At 64.3% G+C, this 18,106-nt stretch carries 14 protein-coding genes and 1 pseudogene; 6 read left to right on the top strand and 9 right to left on the bottom strand.

Annotation, left to right across the window (positions count from 1 at the left end):
- Positions 1–174 precede the first annotated feature (174 nt).
- On the bottom strand, positions 175–612 hold the full coding sequence (locus IB243_RS26240) for a CBS domain-containing protein (RefSeq protein WP_010460036.1): 438 nt from the start codon (positions 610–612) through the stop codon (positions 175–177).
- A gap of 524 nt (positions 613–1,136) precedes the next feature.
- Between IB243_RS26240 and IB243_RS26235 the strand changes: the two genes are divergently transcribed.
- Positions 1,137–1,427: a DUF4148 domain-containing protein gene (locus IB243_RS26235; protein WP_057222925.1), complete on the top strand. Its 291-nt coding sequence runs from the start codon at positions 1,137–1,139 to the stop codon at positions 1,425–1,427.
- A gap of 80 nt (positions 1,428–1,507) precedes the next feature.
- Positions 1,508–1,801: a hypothetical protein gene (locus IB243_RS26230; protein WP_029413438.1), complete on the top strand. Its 294-nt coding sequence runs from the start codon at positions 1,508–1,510 to the stop codon at positions 1,799–1,801.
- Positions 1,802–1,955: 154 nt separating this feature from the next.
- On the opposite strand, the gene IB243_RS26225 is transcribed toward IB243_RS26230, so the two are convergent.
- Genes IB243_RS26225 through IB243_RS26210 form a run of 4 tightly spaced genes read right to left on the bottom strand, consistent with a single transcriptional unit; the run spans position 1,956 to position 5,342 of the window.
- A complete protein-coding gene (locus tag IB243_RS26225; RefSeq protein WP_010460030.1) occupies positions 1,956–2,975 on the bottom strand; it encodes a TRAP transporter substrate-binding protein in 1,020 nt (339 codons plus the stop codon).
- Between the two features lie 56 nt (positions 2,976–3,031).
- The gene (locus IB243_RS26220; protein WP_029413435.1) at positions 3,032–4,327 is read right to left on the bottom strand and encodes a TRAP transporter large permease; all 1,296 of its coding nucleotides are present in this window, start codon (positions 4,325–4,327) and stop codon (positions 3,032–3,034) included.
- Between the two features lie 5 nt (positions 4,328–4,332).
- The gene (locus tag IB243_RS26215) at positions 4,333–4,860 is read right to left on the bottom strand and encodes a TRAP transporter small permease (protein WP_192430017.1); all 528 of its coding nucleotides are present in this window, start codon (positions 4,858–4,860) and stop codon (positions 4,333–4,335) included.
- Positions 4,857–5,342: a gluconokinase gene (locus IB243_RS26210; RefSeq protein ID WP_192430039.1), complete on the bottom strand. Its 486-nt coding sequence runs from the start codon at positions 5,340–5,342 to the stop codon at positions 4,857–4,859. Before IB243_RS26210 ends, IB243_RS26215 begins: the two co-directional genes overlap by 4 nt.
- Before the next feature lie 204 nt (positions 5,343–5,546).
- On the opposite strand from IB243_RS26210, the gene IB243_RS26205 reads away from it, so the two are divergent.
- Positions 5,547–6,572 carry a LacI family DNA-binding transcriptional regulator gene (locus IB243_RS26205; protein ID WP_057222921.1) on the top strand — a complete coding sequence of 342 codons (1,026 nt, stop codon included), beginning with the start codon at positions 5,547–5,549 and terminating at the stop codon, positions 6,570–6,572.
- A gap of 607 nt (positions 6,573–7,179) precedes the next feature.
- Here the strand turns inward: IB243_RS26205 and IB243_RS26200 are convergent.
- Positions 7,180–7,521, bottom strand: coding sequence for a hypothetical protein (locus tag IB243_RS26200; RefSeq protein ID WP_225585380.1), 342 nt, complete (start codon positions 7,519–7,521; stop codon positions 7,180–7,182).
- Between the two features lie 751 nt (positions 7,522–8,272).
- The gene (locus tag IB243_RS26195; RefSeq protein ID WP_192430015.1) at positions 8,273–8,731 is read right to left on the bottom strand and encodes a tautomerase; all 459 of its coding nucleotides are present in this window, start codon (positions 8,729–8,731) and stop codon (positions 8,273–8,275) included.
- Positions 8,732–8,834: 103 nt separating this feature from the next.
- Here IB243_RS26195 and IB243_RS26190 point away from each other — a divergent pair, with 103 nt between their 5' ends.
- Positions 8,835–9,821, top strand: coding sequence for a GlxA family transcriptional regulator (locus IB243_RS26190; protein WP_192430014.1), 987 nt, complete (start codon positions 8,835–8,837; stop codon positions 9,819–9,821).
- 126 nt (positions 9,822–9,947) lie between these two features.
- On the opposite strand, the pseudogene IB243_RS26185 reads toward IB243_RS26190, so the two are convergent.
- Positions 9,948–11,597 (bottom strand): annotated as a pseudogene (locus IB243_RS26185) (methyl-accepting chemotaxis protein).
- Positions 11,598–12,114: 517 nt separating this feature from the next.
- Here IB243_RS26185 and IB243_RS26180 point away from each other — a divergent pair.
- On the top strand, positions 12,115–13,332 hold the full coding sequence (locus tag IB243_RS26180; protein WP_029413424.1) for a nitrate/nitrite transporter: 1,218 nt from the start codon (positions 12,115–12,117) through the stop codon (positions 13,330–13,332).
- A gap of 205 nt (positions 13,333–13,537) precedes the next feature.
- Here IB243_RS26180 and IB243_RS26175 read toward each other — a convergent pair whose 3' ends face one another.
- A complete protein-coding gene (locus IB243_RS26175) occupies positions 13,538–15,301 on the bottom strand; it encodes a bifunctional protein-serine/threonine kinase/phosphatase (RefSeq protein ID WP_192430013.1) in 1,764 nt (587 codons plus the stop codon).
- A gap of 353 nt (positions 15,302–15,654) precedes the next feature.
- On the opposite strand from IB243_RS26175, the gene nirB reads away from it, so the two are divergent.
- Positions 15,655–18,099, top strand: a complete 2,445-nt coding sequence (nirB, locus tag IB243_RS26170; protein WP_192430012.1) for a nitrite reductase large subunit NirB — start codon at positions 15,655–15,657, stop codon at positions 18,097–18,099.
- Positions 18,100–18,106: the final 7 nt, after the last annotated feature.

Below are 18,106 nucleotides of genomic sequence, written 5' to 3'. Positions count from 1 at the left end.
GATCGGTCAGAGCCTTTTTTTTCAGCGTTGCGCCAAAGAAAACCGCCCGCAGAACGCGCACAACCCAAGCCAGTGTCCCCGCGCAAGGGCCGCCCCGCCGCGCTGGGGGTGTCCCCCTTCCCGCGCGCAGCGCGAGAGAAGGGGGAAGGCGCGCAGCGCCTCAGGGGATTGTCCTTAGTGAGTTCCAGTGATGTAGTGCTCCAGCTGCTCGATGATGAATTTCTGCTCGGAAATGATGTCCTTGACCAGATCGCCAATGGAGATCATGCCCACGAGCTTGCCACCCTCGACCACCGGCAGGTGGCGCAGGCGGTTGTTGCTCATGATCTGCATGCACTGCTCGCTGGTCTGGTCGGGCCGTACAAACAGCACGGAGGTGGTCATCACGTCACGGACCTGCGTGACGGCGGAGGTACGCCCCATGAGGGCAATCTTTCGCGCGTAGTCGCGCTCGGTAAAGATGCCGGCGATGGACTCGCCCTCCACCGCCAGCAACGCGCCGATGCCCTTGTCGGCCATGAGCTTGAGCGCCTCAAACACCGAGGCGCCGGGGGCAATGGTGTGGACGATGGCGTCCGGTTTGGACTGAAGAATCTTGGCGACGATGGTCATGGGAACCTCCCTCTGTATACCTGAAACAGGCGTAGAGAGATTTCAGCCCATAAGCCCAACGGGCGCAACCCGCGCAAGCCCGATTTGTCACGCTTTTGGGCCGGGTGTGGCAATGGCGATGCATATGTTTCGGCTCTGTTGCATTCGGCCGGACGCGAAACAAACTGAAAAGAACCGAAACCGCGACGAGACGACGCCGGGGCGGCGGCCGGGCACGATACAGCCCATGTCCAACGCATTTTCAAAGGAATCAACGCCCACCCTTCTTGCCTCGGATCGATCGCTTGCGACCGGCTGCGGGCCTTTGGCCACAGGCAGGAAACAGGCGCCTGGATTGTTTCCAAAACTGGAACAGTTAGTTTGCGACCAGCTGGTTTTTCTTTACCCCCCTGCGGCGTACAGTTCATCCCATCGATGAGCCGAACCCGCAAGGCGACTCACCGAACCCGGTTTGAAGCAGCTTTCATTTTTGTTCTTTGCTCCGGTTTTTTTGAGACGCTTTTTTAACTTCAAGGATTTTCATCATGAACAAGACCGCACGTTTCCTCTCCCTGGCCGCAGTGGCCGCTTTCGCCTCTTTTGGTGCCCAGGCCGACGAAGCCGATGCTTCGCAGTTCGCTACCAAGTTCGACACCAGCCGCACCCGTGCTGAAGTGGTTGCCGAAGCCGCATCCTCCGTCCAGATGCGCAGCCAGGAGCCTGCTGGCTCCCGCGTGGTGACCTACAAGTCCACGGCCGACCGCGCTGCAGTGCGTGCCGAAGCGGCTGCACAAGCCATGCGCACGGGCCGGGTTGGCCCCGCTGAAGGCGGTTGATTCTTTCTGAATCCACGGCTTTTCCCTTTGCGTATTCCAAGTACCTCACCCCATTTTCTGAATTTCACTGGAGTTTCACCATGAACAACACCGCACGTTTCCTCTCTATCGCCGCCGTTGCCGCTTTCGCTTCTTTCGGAGCCCAGGCTGACGAAGCCGATGCTTCGCAATTTGCCACCAAGTTCGACACGAACCGCACCCGTGCTGAAGTGGCTGCTGAAGCCTCGACGGTGGCACTGACCAGCAGCACCATCCCCGTGGGCTCGCGTGTCTTGTCTTTCACCTCCACGGCTGACCGCGCCGCAGTGAGCGCCCAGGCTGTCGATGCCCTGCGCACCGGCAAGATCTCTTCCGGCGAAATCGGCTCCCTGTAATTTGCCGCCCTGCACCGAGGTGCAGGTGGACAATTGCCCATGGAAAAGGCCGGGGCTCCTTTGGGAGCCCCGGCCTTTTTTTGCTTTCGTGCTGAGGGGCTAAGGGATGCACGCGGGCATCACTGCCCTGCAGCCCCCCCGTCACCACACCGGTTTATTTACCAGCGCGTGCCTGGGCCACAGCACCCTGCACGTCCTTCCACAGCGCTTCCCCCACATTGGTGGCAATGCTGGCGTTCACGGCACCCAGCTTCTCGCGCATGCGATTGGCCTCGGTGGCAGGCAACTCATTGACCTGCATGCCCTTGGCCTTCAGGTCCGCCAGCGCCTTGTCGGCCTCGGCGCGCGTGTCCTGGCGCTCGAAGTCGCGGCTTTTCTTGGCGGCATCGAGCAGCACCTTCTGCTCAGCCTTCGAGAGGCCGTCCCAGTACTTCTTGCTGACCAGCACGATCCAGGGGCTGTAGACGTGGTTGGTCACCGTCAGGTACTTTTGCACTTCATAGAACTTGCTCGACAGGATGGTGTTGTACGGGTTCTCCTGGCCGTCGACCGTGTTGGTTTCCAGGGCCGTGAACAGCTCCGAGAACGGCAGCGGCACGGCGTTGGCTCCCAGGGTCTTGAAGCTGTCGAGGAATACGTTGTTTTGCATCACCCGCAACTTGATGCCGTTCATGTCCTCAAGCTTGGTCACGGGGCGCTTGCTGTTGGTCAGGTTGCGAAAACCGTTCTCCCAGTACACCAGGCCCACCAGGCCCTTTTCTTGCAGCTTGTCCATGACCTTCTGGCCCACCGGGCCGTCGAGCACCACGTCGGCTTCCTTGGCGTTGTTGAACAGGAAGGGCGTGTCCCAGATCGCCATTTCCTTGGTGATGCCCACCAGCGTGGCGGTGGAGCCGACCATCATCTCCTGCGCGCCGCCGATCAGCGCCTGCTGCATCTGCACGTCCGAGCCCAGCGCCGCGGCGCCGATGGCGCGCACCTTCATCTTGCCGCCCGAGGCTTTTTCGACTTCTTCTGCGAACAACTTGGTGGCGCGCCCCTGGTTGGACACCTCGTTGAGGCCATAGCCGAAGCGGATGATGCGCGGCTTGAAGTCCTGGGCGGCGGCCTGGAACGAGGCAGCAAGGGCGGCCACCGACAGGGCGGCCAGCAGGGTACGGCGGAAAGTCTTCATGGTTGTCTCCATTGGCAAGGGAAAGAAAGGCACGGAAAAACGGGGGCTCACCGGCATCACCGCATCCAGAGGACGGGCGCGGTCACGATCTGCGGGAATGCCACCAGCAGCGCCAGGATCAGCACGTAGGTGAACAGGAAGGGATTGACGCCCTTGATGACGCTGTGCATCGAGATACGGCCCACGCCGGCCACCACGTTGAGCACGGTGCCCACGGGCGGGGTGATGAGGCCGATGGCGCCGTTGAGCACAAACATCAGGCCGAAGTACACCGGGTCGATCCCCGCCTTGACGGCGATCGGCAGCATCACGGGCGCGAAGATCAGGATGGTGGGCGTGAGATCCAGCGCCGTGCCGATGAGCACCAGCACCACCATCATCACGGCCATCAGGATGCGCGGGTTGTCCACCAGGGGACCCAGCCAGCCCGTTAGCACCGTGGGCAGGTCGGCCAGCGTGATCATGTAGCTTGCCACCTGGGCTCCGGCGCACAGGAACATCACGATGGCCGTGGTCTTGGCGGCGCGCACCAGCACGCCATAGATCTCGGGCACCTTCATCTCGCGGTGCACGAACAGGGCCACGGCCAGTGCATAGAAGGCAGCCACCACGGCGGCTTCGGTGGGCGTGAACACGCCCGACTTCATGCCGCCAATGATGATGAGGGGCATCAGCATGGCCCAGAAGGCCTTGACCGTGGCACGCAGACGCTCGCGCAGGGGCAGCGGCGCGCGGCTCGGTGGCAGGTCGATTCCGCGCAGCACCCAGCGCCACGCGAAGATCAGGCCCACACCCATCATGAGGCCCGGCACGATGCCCGAGACGAACAGCGCCGAGATCGAGGTGTTGGTGGTCACGCCGTAGATCACGAAGGGCATGGACGGCGGAATGATGGGCGCGATGATGCCACCCGAGGCGATCAGCCCGGCCGAGGTGTTCATGGGGTAGCCCTGCTGGCGCATCATGGGCAGCAGGATGGTGGCCAGCGCCGCCGTGTCGGCCAGGGCCGATCCGCTCATGCTGGCCATGAGCACCGCCGCGCCGATGGCCACGTAGCCCAGCCCGCCGCGGATGTGGCCCACCCAGGCCTGCGCCATGTCGATGATGCGCCGGCTGATGCCGCCGGAATTCATCAGCTCGCCGGCCAGGATGAAGAAGGGCACGGCCAGCAGCGGGAAGCTGTCGACCCCGGCCACGAGGTTCTGGGCCAGCAGCTGGGTGTCGAAGAAGTCGAGCACCCAGGCCATGCCGGCGCCGGTGAGCACCAGGGCCAGGCCCATGTTCATGCCGGTGCCCATGAACACCAGCATGCCCAGCGAAAAGACGATGAAAGCCTGAGCTTCGGGACCCATGTGCATCACTCCACTTCTGCGCCGTGACCCAGGTCCAGCGGTTTGCGTTGAATCAGTTCGATGAAGGCCATCACACCGATGGCCATCGCGCAAAGGAAGGCCGGTAGCGGCAGCAGCGCGGCCGAGTAGCCGAGCACCACCGAGTGGCTGCCCAGACCCACCACCACCTGCTGCCACGCTCCCCAGGCCAGCATGGCGCAGGCAGCGATCACCAGCAGCCGGATCAGGGCGCTGAGCAGTGCAAAAGCCAGCGGCCGCCGGGCCAGTAACCCGGCCAGGCTGGTGAAGGCCATGTGTTCACCCGCAGGGTAGGCCGCCGCCGCGCCGATGAACACCATCCACACGAACAGCAGGCGCGACAGCTCTTCGCTGGCCACCACGCCGCTGCCAAAGCCATAGCGCAGCACCACGTTGACGAAGACCGCCACGGCCATCACGCCCAGGCAAGCGGCCATCACGGCCTCAGCCGTCCGGGTGAAGCGGCCAGCCAGCCGGGGTGTGGGGGAATCGGGCGGGAGTGGTGTGTTGCTCATGCTGCCTCCGTGGCCGCAATCCAGGCAGACGCCTGGCGTTGAAGGGTTGCCAGGTCCACCGTGGCATCGAGCCGCAGCACGCTGGGCTCGCCCACGGGCGACTCCAGCGTGGCGAACTGGCTGTCGACCAGAGCGGTGGAAAAGAAGTGGGTGCCCGCCCGCGCCGCGACGCGCTGGCCGGCATTGGCGCGGTCGATCTCCAGGAACACGAAGCGCAGCCCGGGGCAGGCATTGCGCAGGCGGTCGCGGTACGCCTTCTTGAGCGCCGAACAGGTCAACACCACGCCCTGCGGGTGCGCCTGCAGCAGCTGGCCCAGCGTGGCGAGCCAGCCCTCGCGGTCGGCATCGGTCAGCGCGACGCCTTGGCGCATCTTTTCGCGGCTGGCGGGACTGTGGTGGTCGTCCCCTTCGATCAGGGCCAGGCCCTCGGCCTGGGCCAGGGCGGAACCCAGGCTGGATTTGCCGCAGCCTGCCACCCCCATGACCACCAGATAAACCGTTGACGGCAAAACACTCATATTGGTAGCGCTATCCAAACAACCCGTAAAAAAGGCATCCGATCCGGATGCCGCCAAAACTGTGGCAATTGATGCAACTTCGTCCAAAATGGCACGCATTGCGTTGCTCCATTGCCTGGACAGCGCTATCCTAACCAAATCCACTCCTACATCAACGAGGGTTAACCCTTGAGCAAACCCGAGACAAAACGCCGTTCCAGCGGCCGCATCACGCTGAGCGACGTGGCCAAGGCCGCCGATGTGAGCCCCATCACCGCATCCCGCGCCCTGCGCGGCGAGCGCGGCGTGGCCCAGGACCTGGTGCAACGCGTGAAGGACGCCGCCCAGCAACTGGGCTACGTGCCCGACCCTGCCGCCCGCGCACTGGCATCGCAGCGCAGCGTGCAAGTGCCGGTGCTGGTGCCCCTGCTGTCCAACGCGTTGTTCGTGGATGTGCTGGAGGCCGTGCACCGCACGCTGTTCCCCCTTGGCTACCAGGCGCTCATCGGCGTGACCCACTACGACCCCCAGGAAGAGGAACAGCTGCTGCGCACCTACCTGGCCCACCGCCCGGCGGGCCTGCTGGTCACCGGCTTTGACCGCACCGAGGCCGCGCGCCAGATGATTGCCGCCAGCGGCGTGCCCTGCGTGCACCTGATGGAAATGACCTCGGCCACCGGCGTGTACTGCGTCGGCTTTTCGCAGCAGGAGGCGGGCCACAGCATGACGGCCCACCTGCTGGACCGGGGCCACCGGCACATCGCGTTTGTGGCCGCCCAGCTCGACCCGCGCACCATGCAGCGCGCCGAAGGCTACCGCCGCTGCCTCAGGGAAGCAGGCCTGTACGACCCCAAGCTGGAGCTTCTCAGCCCCCAGCCCTCATCCATGCGCCTGGGCGGTGAACTTCTGGACGAGCTGCTGCGCACCCGCCCCGGCGTGGACGCCGTGTTCTTCTGCAACGACGATTTGGCCCAGGGCGGCCTGCTGGCCGCGCAACGGCTGGGCCTGTCGGTGCCCAGTCAGGTGGCGATTGCAGGCTTCAACGACCTGGCGGGAAGCGACCAGATGCTGCCGCCCCTGACCACCGTGCGCACGCCCCGCTCCGCCGTCGGCGAGGCCAGCGCAGGGATGCTGCTGGCGCTGATGCGCGGTGAGGTGCCGGAGCGCAATTCGGTGGATCTGGGGTTTGAATTGACGGTGCGGGGGAGTACGTAAGAACCTGTTCAAGATCTTTTCGGGGTCGCGCAAGCGCCTTGCCGGGAGGGGGTGCAAGGCGCGGTGCGCTGTGGATAGCCCGTGCTATCGGCAAGCGCCGCAACGCCGCAGACCGCCCGGCAAGGCACTTGCCCGAAGGGTTGGGGTGAAATCGTGCGATTAGACGCCCCGGCTGCTTGCATGGGCACGAATCCACTCATCCCGATTGCACTCCAACGCGACCCCCGAAAAGATTTTGAACAGGTTCTTAGAGCCTGTTTACGATCTCCCAGGGGTCGCGCAGCGGTCTTGGCGGGAGGGGATGCAAGGCGCGGTGCGCAGTGGATAGCTCGGCTATCAACAAGCGCCGCAACGCCGCAGACTGCCCGCCAAGACCGCTGCCCGAAGGGTTGGAGCGAAATCGGGCGATTGGACGCCCCGGCTGCTTGCATGGGCACGAGCCCATGCAGCGCATCCGAGGCATCCACTCATCCCGATTGCGCTCCAACGCGACCCCTGGGAGATCGTAAACAGGCTCTTAGGGGGTATCGGGCTGTCACCCGACCGCCTGGAAATTTCTGGATGCACTCTGGCTCCGGCGCTCAAGAAGCTTGCCCCCCGTTTATCGTCAGGGCCGCGCTTGCGCGCGGACCTGCAGGTAAATGGCGTCCCCTTGGTGTGGCGACTTGGGGGGGAGCACCTCGAACACGGCAGCATCGCGCTGCAGAACCAGCACGCCTGTGCTGGTTTGAAAATTTCCATTGCGGCGGGAATGAAACACGTACTGAGCCTCTTTGCCCTCGTTGATGAATACCAGGAGATATTTGCCTTCAGGAACCGATGGCGGAGCGTCCTTGAGACAGCCCGGCGCCAATCCGCCCAAGTCGTTGCACACAGCCTTCCGGGTAGTGTAAGGCGTGTAGATGCGCAATTGTGTCCACGCAAAGTCCGCGGCTTGGGTCATGTCCACCACACCCGTGCTGCGCGCTTGGGCGCCGATATGGTCAGACACCGAAGATCCACCACAAGCGGCCAGCACTGACAAAGCCGCAGACACCGCAAACCGCCGCGACACCAGCACCCAAGGTGGATGGAACAAGCCCCGGTATGGCTTGCAGGTTCTAGCAAGCATTTTTCACCCCCATCAGCGAATGCAGCTCTTGGCACTCCCCCTTGGAGAGCTCACGCTGGTGCATCCCAGCGACCAACACCTTTTGCATGAGGTTGACGGTGGACGTGGTGCCGTCGGAATGCGTCAGCAAAATCACGACCCCAGGACGGTAAGTGGCGGTGATGGGATGCCACCCCCAACGATGACTCTGCAGCCATGCGGACCATTGCGCGACTTGTTCCGCCGAGAGTACTTGGGCGTCAGTTTGGGGTGCGCCACCCTGCCAATGGGTCACACGTGCCGAGGCAATCGGAGTGAATGTCTCATAGCATCCTGCAAGCAGGAGGCACAGCGCCGTGATCGGGACATGACGTAAGAACAATCGCATAGAGGGTGAATGAAATTTTCGAAGTCGAACTGTGCTTTGCTTTCAGCTACCCATCCCATCTGGCGCAGCTCGCGCCGCGCCGCGGGCCAAGAGGGATCTGCAACACCGCCCATGCTTGGGTGATGACAAAAGCATCATCCCCCGGCCATCGTCCGCCCCCTTTGAGATAGCGGGGCCGAAGAATTCTGCTGGATTATCTTGCGAGGGCGCCAGCGCCCGCTTTCACAGCGGTGTGACCAGATGCTGCAAATGTGCGAACCCCGCAGCCCGGGCAAAGCTTGGCAACGTCCAGACGGCGCCATTGACCCCCCAGGAGCCATCGTCGACTTCGTGCAGGACGACGGAAGTGGCGAGATGGCGCGTTTCATCCAGCGGCATCGATTGCCTGAACGCTTCGTGCATCAAGCGCACGTAGTAGGCTCGCGACACCTTGTCGAGCACACCCACAGGCAGGTAAATCGTCGCCATGCAAGGCAACATCTGAGAACCCACATCAGTGCCACCGCACGTCCAGCTGCTGACGGCGACTTCGCGGATCAACACCCAGCACAGTGCGCGTTTGCGCGGCTCGTCAGGAATTTGCTCGGCATGGGCTGCGGCTTCGTTGACGCGGCGAATCAAGGAGACTCGGGCATCGCCGGAAAAAGAGCCTTCTGGCACATGGATCAGGATGGTTGGCATGGTGGGTCGCGGGATCACGCGGGGTTGTAGAAGACAACCATTGAACCGAATTTCTGAATGCGCTTAAAGTGTCTTTTTTGACATTTTTCACGCTAAATCAGCCATGCTCGATTTCACCATCCTGGTGCTTCCAGGGGCCTACGCAGCCAGCGTCGCCGCAACGCAAGACATGCTGCACGCGGCTTCGGTATTGGCACCCCGCATGGGCGATCGCAAACCAGCGTGGAAGGTGGTCTCCCCGGATGGCGGCTCCACTGCACTCAGCGGTGGCCTGTGCATTGAAACGCGCCGTGCGCCGCTTCGGGCTGGCCGGGACACGTCCATCTGGGTCGTGCCTGGCCTGGGCCTCGACAGCATCGAAGCTGTTGTGCCGCGCTTGGCACAAGCAGATGCTCAGCGGGCAGCTAGCTTGTTGAGGCAGCACTCTGCCGCTGGGGGTATCGTGGCCGCGTCCTGCTCAGCGGCCTTCCTGCTTGAGCACGCGGGCCTGCTGCAAGGGCGCCGCGCTACGACCTCCTGGTGGCTGGCCACAGAACTACAGCGCATGGCACCAAAATGCTCGGTCAATGCGGATCGCATGATCGTCAGTGACGGCCAGGTGATCACGGCTGGTGCCGCATTTGGGCATTCGGACCTGATTTTGCATTTGCTGGGACTGCGTTTTGGATCAAGCCTTGCGCAGGCGGTTGGCAAGTTGCTTTTGATCGAAGGGCGCCAAGCCCAAGCGCCGTTTGTGGTGCCGTCGATGCTGGCCAACGGGCATGAGTTGATCGGCCGGCTGATGCGGCGGATCGAATCCTCCCTACCGCAACCACCCAAAATCTCGGAGCTGGCCGGGGAATTTGCCATGTCCGAGCGCACGCTGGCGCGCCGCGTACGCGCGTACACAGGGCATGGCCCGTTGGCACTGGTGCAGAACGCGCGGCTTCAACAGGCGCGCCTGCTGATTGAGAGCAGCCGCATGACCATGGACCAGATTGCCGCATCCGTAGGGTACGAGGACGCGACAGCACTCAGGCGGATGGTGCGCAAGGTGACGGGTGCCAACCCGAGCCAGTTCAGGGGAGCGAGCAAAACAATCACCGACTGAACTGGAGAACCGGCCCAGCGTCACGAAGAACCAACCACCCCGCCCCACAACCACAGCAAAAACCATAGCGGGTAGCGCTTTCTGCAAAAGCGCTGGAGGCCCAAACCACTCCACAAGTTCTTCACACTACACCGCTGCCAGCGCCCGCTCCGACGACACTGCCTTCATCTCCTTGCGCAGCGCCACCGCATCCCGCACCTGCGCAGGCGCCGAGGCATCGACGCGGAACACCTTCACGGTCTCGGTCATCGTCTGGGCTTGGCCGTTCAGCTCCATCGCAGACGCTGCGTTTTCCTCCACCAGCGCGGCGTTCTGCTGGGTGATGGTGTCCAGTTGCGCCACGGCGGCGTTGACCTGCGAGATACCGCTGAGCTGTTCGTCGGACGCACTGTGGATCTCGCCGATCAGCGTGTTCACGCGGCGCACCAGCTCCAGTGACTCGGTCATGGTCTTTTGGGCCGCGTCGGTCTTTTGGTGCCCTTCGCTCACCTTGGCGGCCGAGTCGTCGATGAGCTGGCGGATTTCCTTGGCGGCCGACAACGTGCGGTGCGACAGGCTGCGCACTTCAGACGCCACCACCGCAAAACCCCGGCCCTGCTCGCCGGCGCGCGCGGCCTCCACCGCAGCGTTGAGCGCGAGGATGTTGGTCTGGAACGCGATGGAGTCGATGAGCTGCGTGATCTCGCTGATGCGCCCGGACGCGGCCTGGATCTGCTTCATGGTGCTGGCCACGCCGTCCACGGCCTCGCTGCTGCGCTCGGCCACCTGGGTGGCCTGGGTGGCCAGCACCGTGGCCTGGCGCGCCGATTCAGCTGTCTGCTTGACGGTGCCAGTGATTTGCTCCATCGACGCCGCGGTCTGCTCCAGGTTGCTGGCCTGCGCCTCCGTGCGCGATGAGAGGTCCTGGTTGCCTTGCGCGATCTCGCGCGTGGAGACCTGCATGTGCTCACTCTCCTGGCGCGCGTCCCGCACGATGGACAACAGGTTCACGTTGAGCTGGGCCAGCGCTTTTTGCAGCTGGCCCACGGTGTCGTTGCGGGACGCCGCGATCTTCTGGGTGAGGTCACCCGCCGCCATGCGGTTGGCCCAGCGCAGCATCTGCAGCAGCGGCGCCACGGTGGCGCGGTGCAGGTACACGGCCATGCCCAGGGCCAGCAGCACCACACCCAGCCAGGCAGCCCCGCCCGCCAGGGTCATCGTGTGCCCGCCCAGCAGCGCTGCGCACCAGGACGCGACCACCAGCAGCAGTGTGCACAGCATGATCTTGCCCAGGGGCCCCGGTTGCAGCGCCCGGGCGATGCGGCCCGGCAGGCTGCGGGTGATCACCTGCCCTTCGCGCAGGGTGTGCACCAGGGTTCCGGCCTATTTTTCAGCCTGCATCTGGCGGTAGAGCTGCTCAGCGGCCTGGACCTGCTCGCGGGTGGCTTCGGTGCGCACCGACATGAAACCCGTGGGCTGGTCTCCCTGCATGAGCGGCGTGACGTTGGCCATCACCCAATAAAAGCTTCCATCCTTGCGCCGGTTCTTGACGGGGGCCGACCAGGGGTTGCCGCTGGCAATGGTTTCCCACATGTCCCGGAACGCTTCTTCGGGCATGTCGGGGTGGCGGATCATGTTGTGGGGTTGCCCCAGAAGCTCCTGTTTTTCGTACCTGCTGACCTCGATGAACATCGGGTTGCAGTACAGGATGCGGCCCTTGAGATCGGTGGTGGACACCAGGGTCTGGCCTTTGGGAAACGCATATTCCTGCGTGCTGACCGGAAGATTGACGCGCATGGAGAACCCTTTCGTGGAGGTGCCTTGCGCTCGCCCGGAGCACGCGGCCATTCAACTAAAAAAGCCGTTGCCATGCTAGGCCCAGGATTGGCAATAGGGAAACACTGAATGCGCATGGCGGACGCGCCCGCCACACATCACCAACATGGTGCACCGCACCAATACCATGCCCATCCTCCACGCAGCCACGCACCATTCCAGGGGCTTGTCCGCCAATTACTATGATTTGTATAGCAAATAATCGATAACAGATAAGCGCAAGGGCCCGTTTCCTTTCCAAAATCCATACCCACAGGCGCTGGCATAACCATTGCTTGATCACCTGCGCAGCCAACGCAGGCTGCGTGACAGCCCGGTGCAACGGCGGATTGGGCGAACAAGACGTTGGCGTCTTCATGGGGTGTGCTGGGGCTGGCAAACAACCAAGCCCGCAGAGCCCGTGTTGGCGTCTTTTTGTTTTCTGCCCGGCTGCGGGTGTGCTGGCAACAGCACAGCAGCCTCTTTGCGCAAGATCGCCATGCTTCAATTTCGAGAATTTCTCAAGTCAGGCCACGCCCCCACGCTGTGGTCGTCGTTCCTCTATTTCGGCTTCTCGTGCGCAATCTGGGTGATCAACGGCGCGATGGCACCTTTCATCCGCGAGGCCTTCCAGCTCACGCCGACGCAGATGGGCATGATGCTGTCCATCCCCATCTTTGCGGGTGCGCTCATGCGTTTTCCGCTGGGCATCCTGGCGCAGTACATCGGCCGCAAGAACGCCACGCTGGTCGAGATGGCGGGCATCTTCCTGGCCATGGGCTACGGTTTCCTGTTCGTGCACACCTACAACGACCTGCTGGCCATGGGCATTCTGCTGGGCGTGGCGGGAGCCAGCTTTGGTGTGGCGCTGTCGCTGGGCTCGGGCTCGTTTCCGCCGCGCTACAAGGGCCTGGCCATGGGCATCGTGGGTGCCGGCAACGTGGGTACGGCGGTGGCCGCCCTGCTGGCGCCCGCGCTGGCGCAAAAGTTCGGTTGGCAGGCCGTGTATGGTTTTGCCGCCGTGAGCGTGGCCATCCCCGCGCTGGTGATGGCCATCTACGCCAAAGAGCCTCCAGACCTTGCGGCCCACAGCAGCTTTCGTGAACACATTGCCTGCCTGTTCGAAAAGGACGGCTGGGCCTTCAGCCTGATCTACGCCGTGACGTTTGGCGGCTTCATCGGCCTCACCGCCTTTTTGCCCAGCTATTTCTACGACCAGTTCAGCGTGAGCAAGGTGCAGGCAGGCCAGCTCACGATGATGGCGGCCTTTCTGGGCGCGGCCTTGCGCGTGTTTGGCGGCTGGCTGTCGGACCACTGGGGCGGCGTCAACACACTGACGGGTGTGCTCGCCATCACGGCCGTGAGCATGGTGCTGTGCGGCCTGGCAGAGAACTCACTGCCCATCACCATGCTGCTGTTCCTGGTGTGTTTTGCAGCGCTGGGCGCTGGCAACGGCGCACTGTTCCAGCTGGTGCCGTTGCGCTGGCCACTGACCACGGCGGTGGCGGGCTCGATGATCGGCGAGATCGGCGCGCTGGGCGGTGGCCTTATCCCCAACGGCATGGGCATTTCGCGCCAGTACACCGGCACGTACCTGTGGGGCTTTGTGGGCATCGCAGTGTGTGCACTGGCCATGCTGCTGCTGCTGCGCGTGATGCAGATCCGCTGGACGCGGACCTGGGCCGAACGCGGCGGACGGGCCAGGACTTCTTCCTGAGGCGTTGCGGCTTCCTGCCTGCCCCTCTGGCGTGGGGGCATGGACCGCGCGAACGGCCCCCGCCCGGCATCCCGGCGGGGGCCGCGCCGGTTTCAGAGACCGCGCACCACCTCGGCACTCTGAAATCAAGCAAAAACAGGACCCAGCGCTTATCCCATAAGCGCTATCAGCTATATTTTCAGTAGCAAATCACCACCACCGGCCCTTACCGGGGCAGGAACAGCAACCAGTAGATCAGCAGCAGATTCACCAGCACGCTCACCGCAAGCGCGATCTTCCACAAGGCGGTGGCGTCGCGCTGCATCAGCGGCTGCGGGCCGGAGGCCGACAAGGGGCGCGAAGCGCCACGCTCCAGGGCCAGCAGCAGCTCCTCCGCCGTTTCGAAGCGCTGCGTGCGGTTGCGGGCCACGGCCTTCAAGGCGATCTGGTCGAGCCAGATGGGAACGCCCGGGTTGTGGCGGCTGGGGGCCACGGGGTCGCGGTGGTAGCGGCCCAGCTGGTACTGCACCACTTCGCCATAAGGCAGGCGCCCCTGGCTGAGCAGCTGGTACAGCGTGACACCCAGCGCAAACAGGTCGCTGCCCGCATCGGGCAACTGGCCGGACGGGTCTCCGTTGCGTTCGTAGCCCGGCCACTGCTCGGGGTTCATGTAGCTGGGGGTGCCCGCGTGCAGGCGGCGGGTGGCCTCGGGTTCGCGGCCGGAGAGGGCCACACCCAGGTCCAGCACGCGTAGCACACCGTCGTCGCCCAGGTGCAGGTTGTCGGGCTTGATGTCGCGGTGCACCACGCCCTGGCGGTGCAGCCAGCCCAGCACGCGCGCGGCCTGCACGGTCACCGTCACGGCCTGCCCCACGGCCAGGTGCTGGCGGTGGCGCAGGCGCTGCCCCAGCGTGTCGCCGGAATGCCAGTCGTACAGCAGGTAAAACGCGCTGGCCCCCGCGCCATCGCCCGTGCCAGTGGCGCCCAATGGCCAGTCGTTGAGCCGCGCCAGATGGGCTGCGGCCTGGCCCGACTGCATGCGCCGCGCCACCCAGGCCTCGTGCGCCAGCGTGGCGCGCTCTTCCACGTCGTGGGCACGCGCGGGCAGCAGGGTCTTGAGCGCATACAGCCGCTGCGTGGCCCCGTCGCGCACCTGGTAGATGCGGTGGATGCCACTGTCGGCCACCAGGGCCGTCACCGTGAGGCCATCCACGGTGTCGCCCACCTTGAGCAGGGGCAGCACGGGCAGATCCTGCGCGCGGCGGGATTCGTCCTGCAGTGTGGCCTCCAGCGCGCCCTGCACCCGCACCACCAGCGCAGTCACGTTGTCGCTGCTGCCACGGCGCAGCGCGGCCTGCGCCAGCTCGTCACAGAGCGCCTGGGCCGCCACGTCCTGGCGCAGCAGCTGGCGCAGTTCGCGCTCGGGCAGGCTGCCGTGCACGCCGTCCGACAGCAGCACAAACAGGTCGCCGCTGCGCAGTTCGCCCTGGCTGTAGTCCACCACCACATGGTCATCCAGGCCCATGGCGCGGGTGAGCTGGTGGGCAAAGTCGCGCTGCGACATGACGTGGTCGGTGGTCAGTTGCTGCAGGCGGCCGTCGCGCACCAGGTAGGCCCGCGTGTCGCCCACGTGGGCCAGCGTGTACGACTGGCCGCACAGCACCAGCGCGGTCAGCGTGGTCAGCCCCACCGCAGGCTGGCGCCGCCGGTTCATGGAGGCAAGCCAGCCGTTGTGGGCGGACAGGATGCGGTCCAGCGCCACCGTGGTGTCCCAGGTGTCGGGCGTGGCGAAGTAGTCGTTCACCAGCGTGTTCACCGAGGTCTGCGCAGCCTCGCGGCCATTGCCTCCGGTGCTCACGCCATCGGCAATGGCGGCAATCGCGCCGCGCTCGCGGTCGCGTCCCTGGCCCTGCACCAGCGCGGCGAAGTCCTCGTTCAGCTCGTTGCGCCCAGCCTGCGAGGCGTGGCCGAAATCCAGTTCAAAACTCATGCACCAGCTCCATGCAGGTTCCGTGCCCAAGGTGGTGCGCGCCGCGCCAGGCCAGGGCGCACACCCACGGCCGCTGCGCGGCGCCGGGGCAGCCCTGCACCGCCCACCCGCACACAGCCCCCTTCACCCCCCAAAAGCCGCCCCACATCAGTGCAAACCGACTGGCACAAGCATTGCTTAACCCCAGCAACGACCTCACGAGGTCACGCAATTCACCCGTGCAATGGCGCACTGATGGGTTGTACGGACGAAGGCGTCCGCACATGCGGTTTCGAATGAAAGTCGAAGCAGCATCGTGTGGACGCCTTTTTTGTTTTTCGAATCGCCCAGGCGATAGAACCGACGGAGTCACGATGAAAAAGCTCAAGCTGGTGATGGTAGGAAACGGCATGGCCGGTGTGCGCACGCTGGAAGAGCTGCTCAAGATTGCCCCCGATCTGTACGACATCACGGTGTTCGGTGCCGAGCCGCACCCCAACTACAACCGCATCCTGCTCTCGCCCGTGCTGGCCGGCGAGCAGACCATCGACGAGATCATTCTGAACGATTGGTCCTGGTATGCCGACAACCACATCACGCTGCACACCGGTTTTACGGTGACCGACGTGGACCGTGTGCGCCGCGTGGTCAGCGCGACCAGTGCCGCAGGCGACGTGATCACCGCCGAATACGACCGCCTGATCATGGCCACTGGCTCCAACCCCTTCATCCTGCCCGTGCCGGGCAAGGACTTGAAGGGTGTGCTGGCCTACCGCGACATTGCCGACACCCAGGCGATGATCGACGCCGCAGCTACCTACAAACATGCCGTGGTCATCGGCGGCGGCCTCTTGGGCCTGGAGGCTGCCAACGGCCTCATGAAACGCGGCATGCAGGTCACCGTGGTGCACGTGGCGCCGTGGCTCATGGAACGTCAGCTGGACGATGTGGCGGGCAAGATGCTGCAGGACTCGCTGCAGCAGCGCGGCATGCAGTTTTTGATCGGTGCGCAAACGCAGGAACTCGTGGGCAACGCCGACGGGCGCGTGGCGGGCATCAAGTTCAAGGATGGCACCGAGGTGCCCGCCGACCTCGTGGTGATGGCCGTGGGCATCCGTCCCAACACAGCGCTGGCTGAAAAGATGCGCCTGCACGTGAACCGCGGCATTGTGGTGAGCGACACGCTGCAGACCACTACCGACGCACGCATCTACGCCGTGGGCGAATGCGCCGCGCACCGGGGCATCGCCTATGGCCTGGTGGCCCCGCTGTTCGAGCAGGGCAAGGTGCTGGCCAACCACCTGGCCGAGTTCGGCATCGGCCGCTACCAGGGCTCGCTGACCTCCACCAAGCTCAAGGTCACCGGTATCGACTTGTTCTCGGCCGGCGACTTCCAGGGCGGTGAAGGCACCGAGGAAATCGTGATGAGCGACCCCTTTGGCGGCGTGTACAAGAAGCTCGTCATCAAGGACGACAAGCTGGTGGGCGCCTGCCTGTATGGCGACACGGTGGACGGCAGCTGGTACTTCAAGCTGCTGCGCGACGGTCGCAGCGTGACCGACCTGCGCGACAAGCTCATGTTCGGCGAATCGCACTTGGGCGACACGGGCCACCAGGGCCAGAGCAAGGCCGCCGCCATGCAAGACAGCGACGAGGTCTGCGGCTGCAACGGCGTGACCAAGGGTGCCATCTGCAAGGCCATCAAGGAAAAAGGCCTGTTCACGCTGGATGAAGTGCGCAAGCACACCAAGGCCAGCGCCTCCTGCGGCTCGTGCACCGGGCTGGTGGAGCAGATCATCATGTTCACAGCGGGCGGCGACTACAGCGCCACGCCCAAGACCAAGGCCATGTGCGGCTGCACCGACCACGGCCACCAGGCCGTGCGCGACGCGATCCGCAGCAGCAAGCTGGTGACCATCGCCGATGTGTTCAAGTTCATGGAATGGAAGACGCCCAACGGCTGCGCCAGCTGCCGCCCTGCGGTCAACTACTACCTCATCAGCACCTGGCCCAAAGAGGCCAAGGACGACCCGCAAAGCCGCTTCATCAACGAACGCAGCCATGCCAACATCCAGAAAGACGGCACCTACAGCGTCATCCCGCGCATGTGGGGCGGGGAGACCACAGCCGACGAACTGCGCCGCATTGCCGATGCGGTAGACAAATACAAGATCCCTACCGTCAAGGTCACGGGCGGCCAGCGCATCGATTTGCTGGGCGTGAAGAAGGAAGACCTGGTCAACGTGTGGAAGGACATCGGCATGCCCAGCGGCCACGCCTACGCCAAGGCCCTGCGCACCGTGAAGACCTGCGTGGGCAGCGAGTGGTGCCGCATGGGCACCCAGGACAGCACGCAGATGGGCAAGGACCTGGAGCGCGCCATGTGGCGCATGTACGCGCCGCACAAGGTGAAGTTCGCGGTGTCGGGCTGCCCGCGCAATTGCGCCGAGGCCGGCATCAAGGACGTGGGCATCATCGGCGTGGACTCGGGCTGGGAGATGTACGTGGCCGGCAACGGCGGCATCAAGACCGAGGTGGCGCACTTCTTCACCAAGCTCAAGACGTCGGAAGAAGTGCTGGAGTACACCGGCGCTTTCTGCGAGCTGTACCGCCAGGAAGGCTGGTACCTGGAGCGCACCGTGCACTACGTGGACCGCGTGGGGCTGGACTACGTGAAAAAGCGCATCCTCGACGACCACGAAGGCCGCAAGGCGCTGTGGGAGCAGCTGCAGTTTGCGCTGGACGGCGAGCCCGATCCCTGGTTTGAATTTGACAAGGCGGCCGTGGACACGCGCCAGTTTGCCCCCTTGGGCGCCTGATGGGCAC

Origin of the sequence: Acidovorax sp. ACV01 (assembly GCF_014851495.1) — a bacterium.
Taxonomy (GTDB): Bacteria; Pseudomonadota; Gammaproteobacteria; order Burkholderiales; family Burkholderiaceae_C; genus Acidovorax; species Acidovorax radicis.
The sequence above is the reverse complement of the archived record's forward strand: the minus strand, read 5'-3'. Positions and strand labels throughout refer to the sequence as shown.

Excerpts from the sequence above, each read along its gene's own strand:
- IB243_RS26240 (WP_010460036.1), bottom strand. The coding sequence starts at position 612 with ATGACCATCGTCGCCAAGATTCTTCAGTCCAAACCGGACGCCATCGTC.
- IB243_RS26235 (WP_057222925.1), top strand. The coding sequence starts at position 1,137 with ATGAACAAGACCGCACGTTTCCTCTCCCTGGCCGCAGTGGCCGCTTTC.
- IB243_RS26230 (WP_029413438.1), top strand. The coding sequence starts at position 1,508 with ATGAACAACACCGCACGTTTCCTCTCTATCGCCGCCGTTGCCGCTTTC.
- IB243_RS26225 (WP_010460030.1), bottom strand. The coding sequence starts at position 2,975 with ATGAAGACTTTCCGCCGTACCCTGCTGGCCGCCCTGTCGGTGGCCGCC.
- IB243_RS26220 (WP_029413435.1), bottom strand. The coding sequence starts at position 4,327 with ATGGGTCCCGAAGCTCAGGCTTTCATCGTCTTTTCGCTGGGCATGCTG.
- IB243_RS26215 (WP_192430017.1), bottom strand. The coding sequence starts at position 4,860 with ATGAGCAACACACCACTCCCGCCCGATTCCCCCACACCCCGGCTGGCT.
- IB243_RS26210 (WP_192430039.1), bottom strand. The coding sequence starts at position 5,342 with ATGGGGGTGGCAGGCTGCGGCAAATCCAGCCTGGGTTCCGCCCTGGCC.
- IB243_RS26195 (WP_192430015.1), bottom strand. The coding sequence starts at position 8,731 with ATGCCAACCATCCTGATCCATGTGCCAGAAGGCTCTTTTTCCGGCGAT.
- IB243_RS26190 (WP_192430014.1), top strand. The coding sequence starts at position 8,835 with ATGCTCGATTTCACCATCCTGGTGCTTCCAGGGGCCTACGCAGCCAGC.
- IB243_RS26180 (WP_029413424.1), top strand. The coding sequence starts at position 12,115 with ATGCTTCAATTTCGAGAATTTCTCAAGTCAGGCCACGCCCCCACGCTG.
- IB243_RS26175 (WP_192430013.1), bottom strand. The coding sequence starts at position 15,301 with ATGAGTTTTGAACTGGATTTCGGCCACGCCTCGCAGGCTGGGCGCAAC.
- nirB (WP_192430012.1), top strand. The coding sequence starts at position 15,655 with ATGAAAAAGCTCAAGCTGGTGATGGTAGGAAACGGCATGGCCGGTGTG.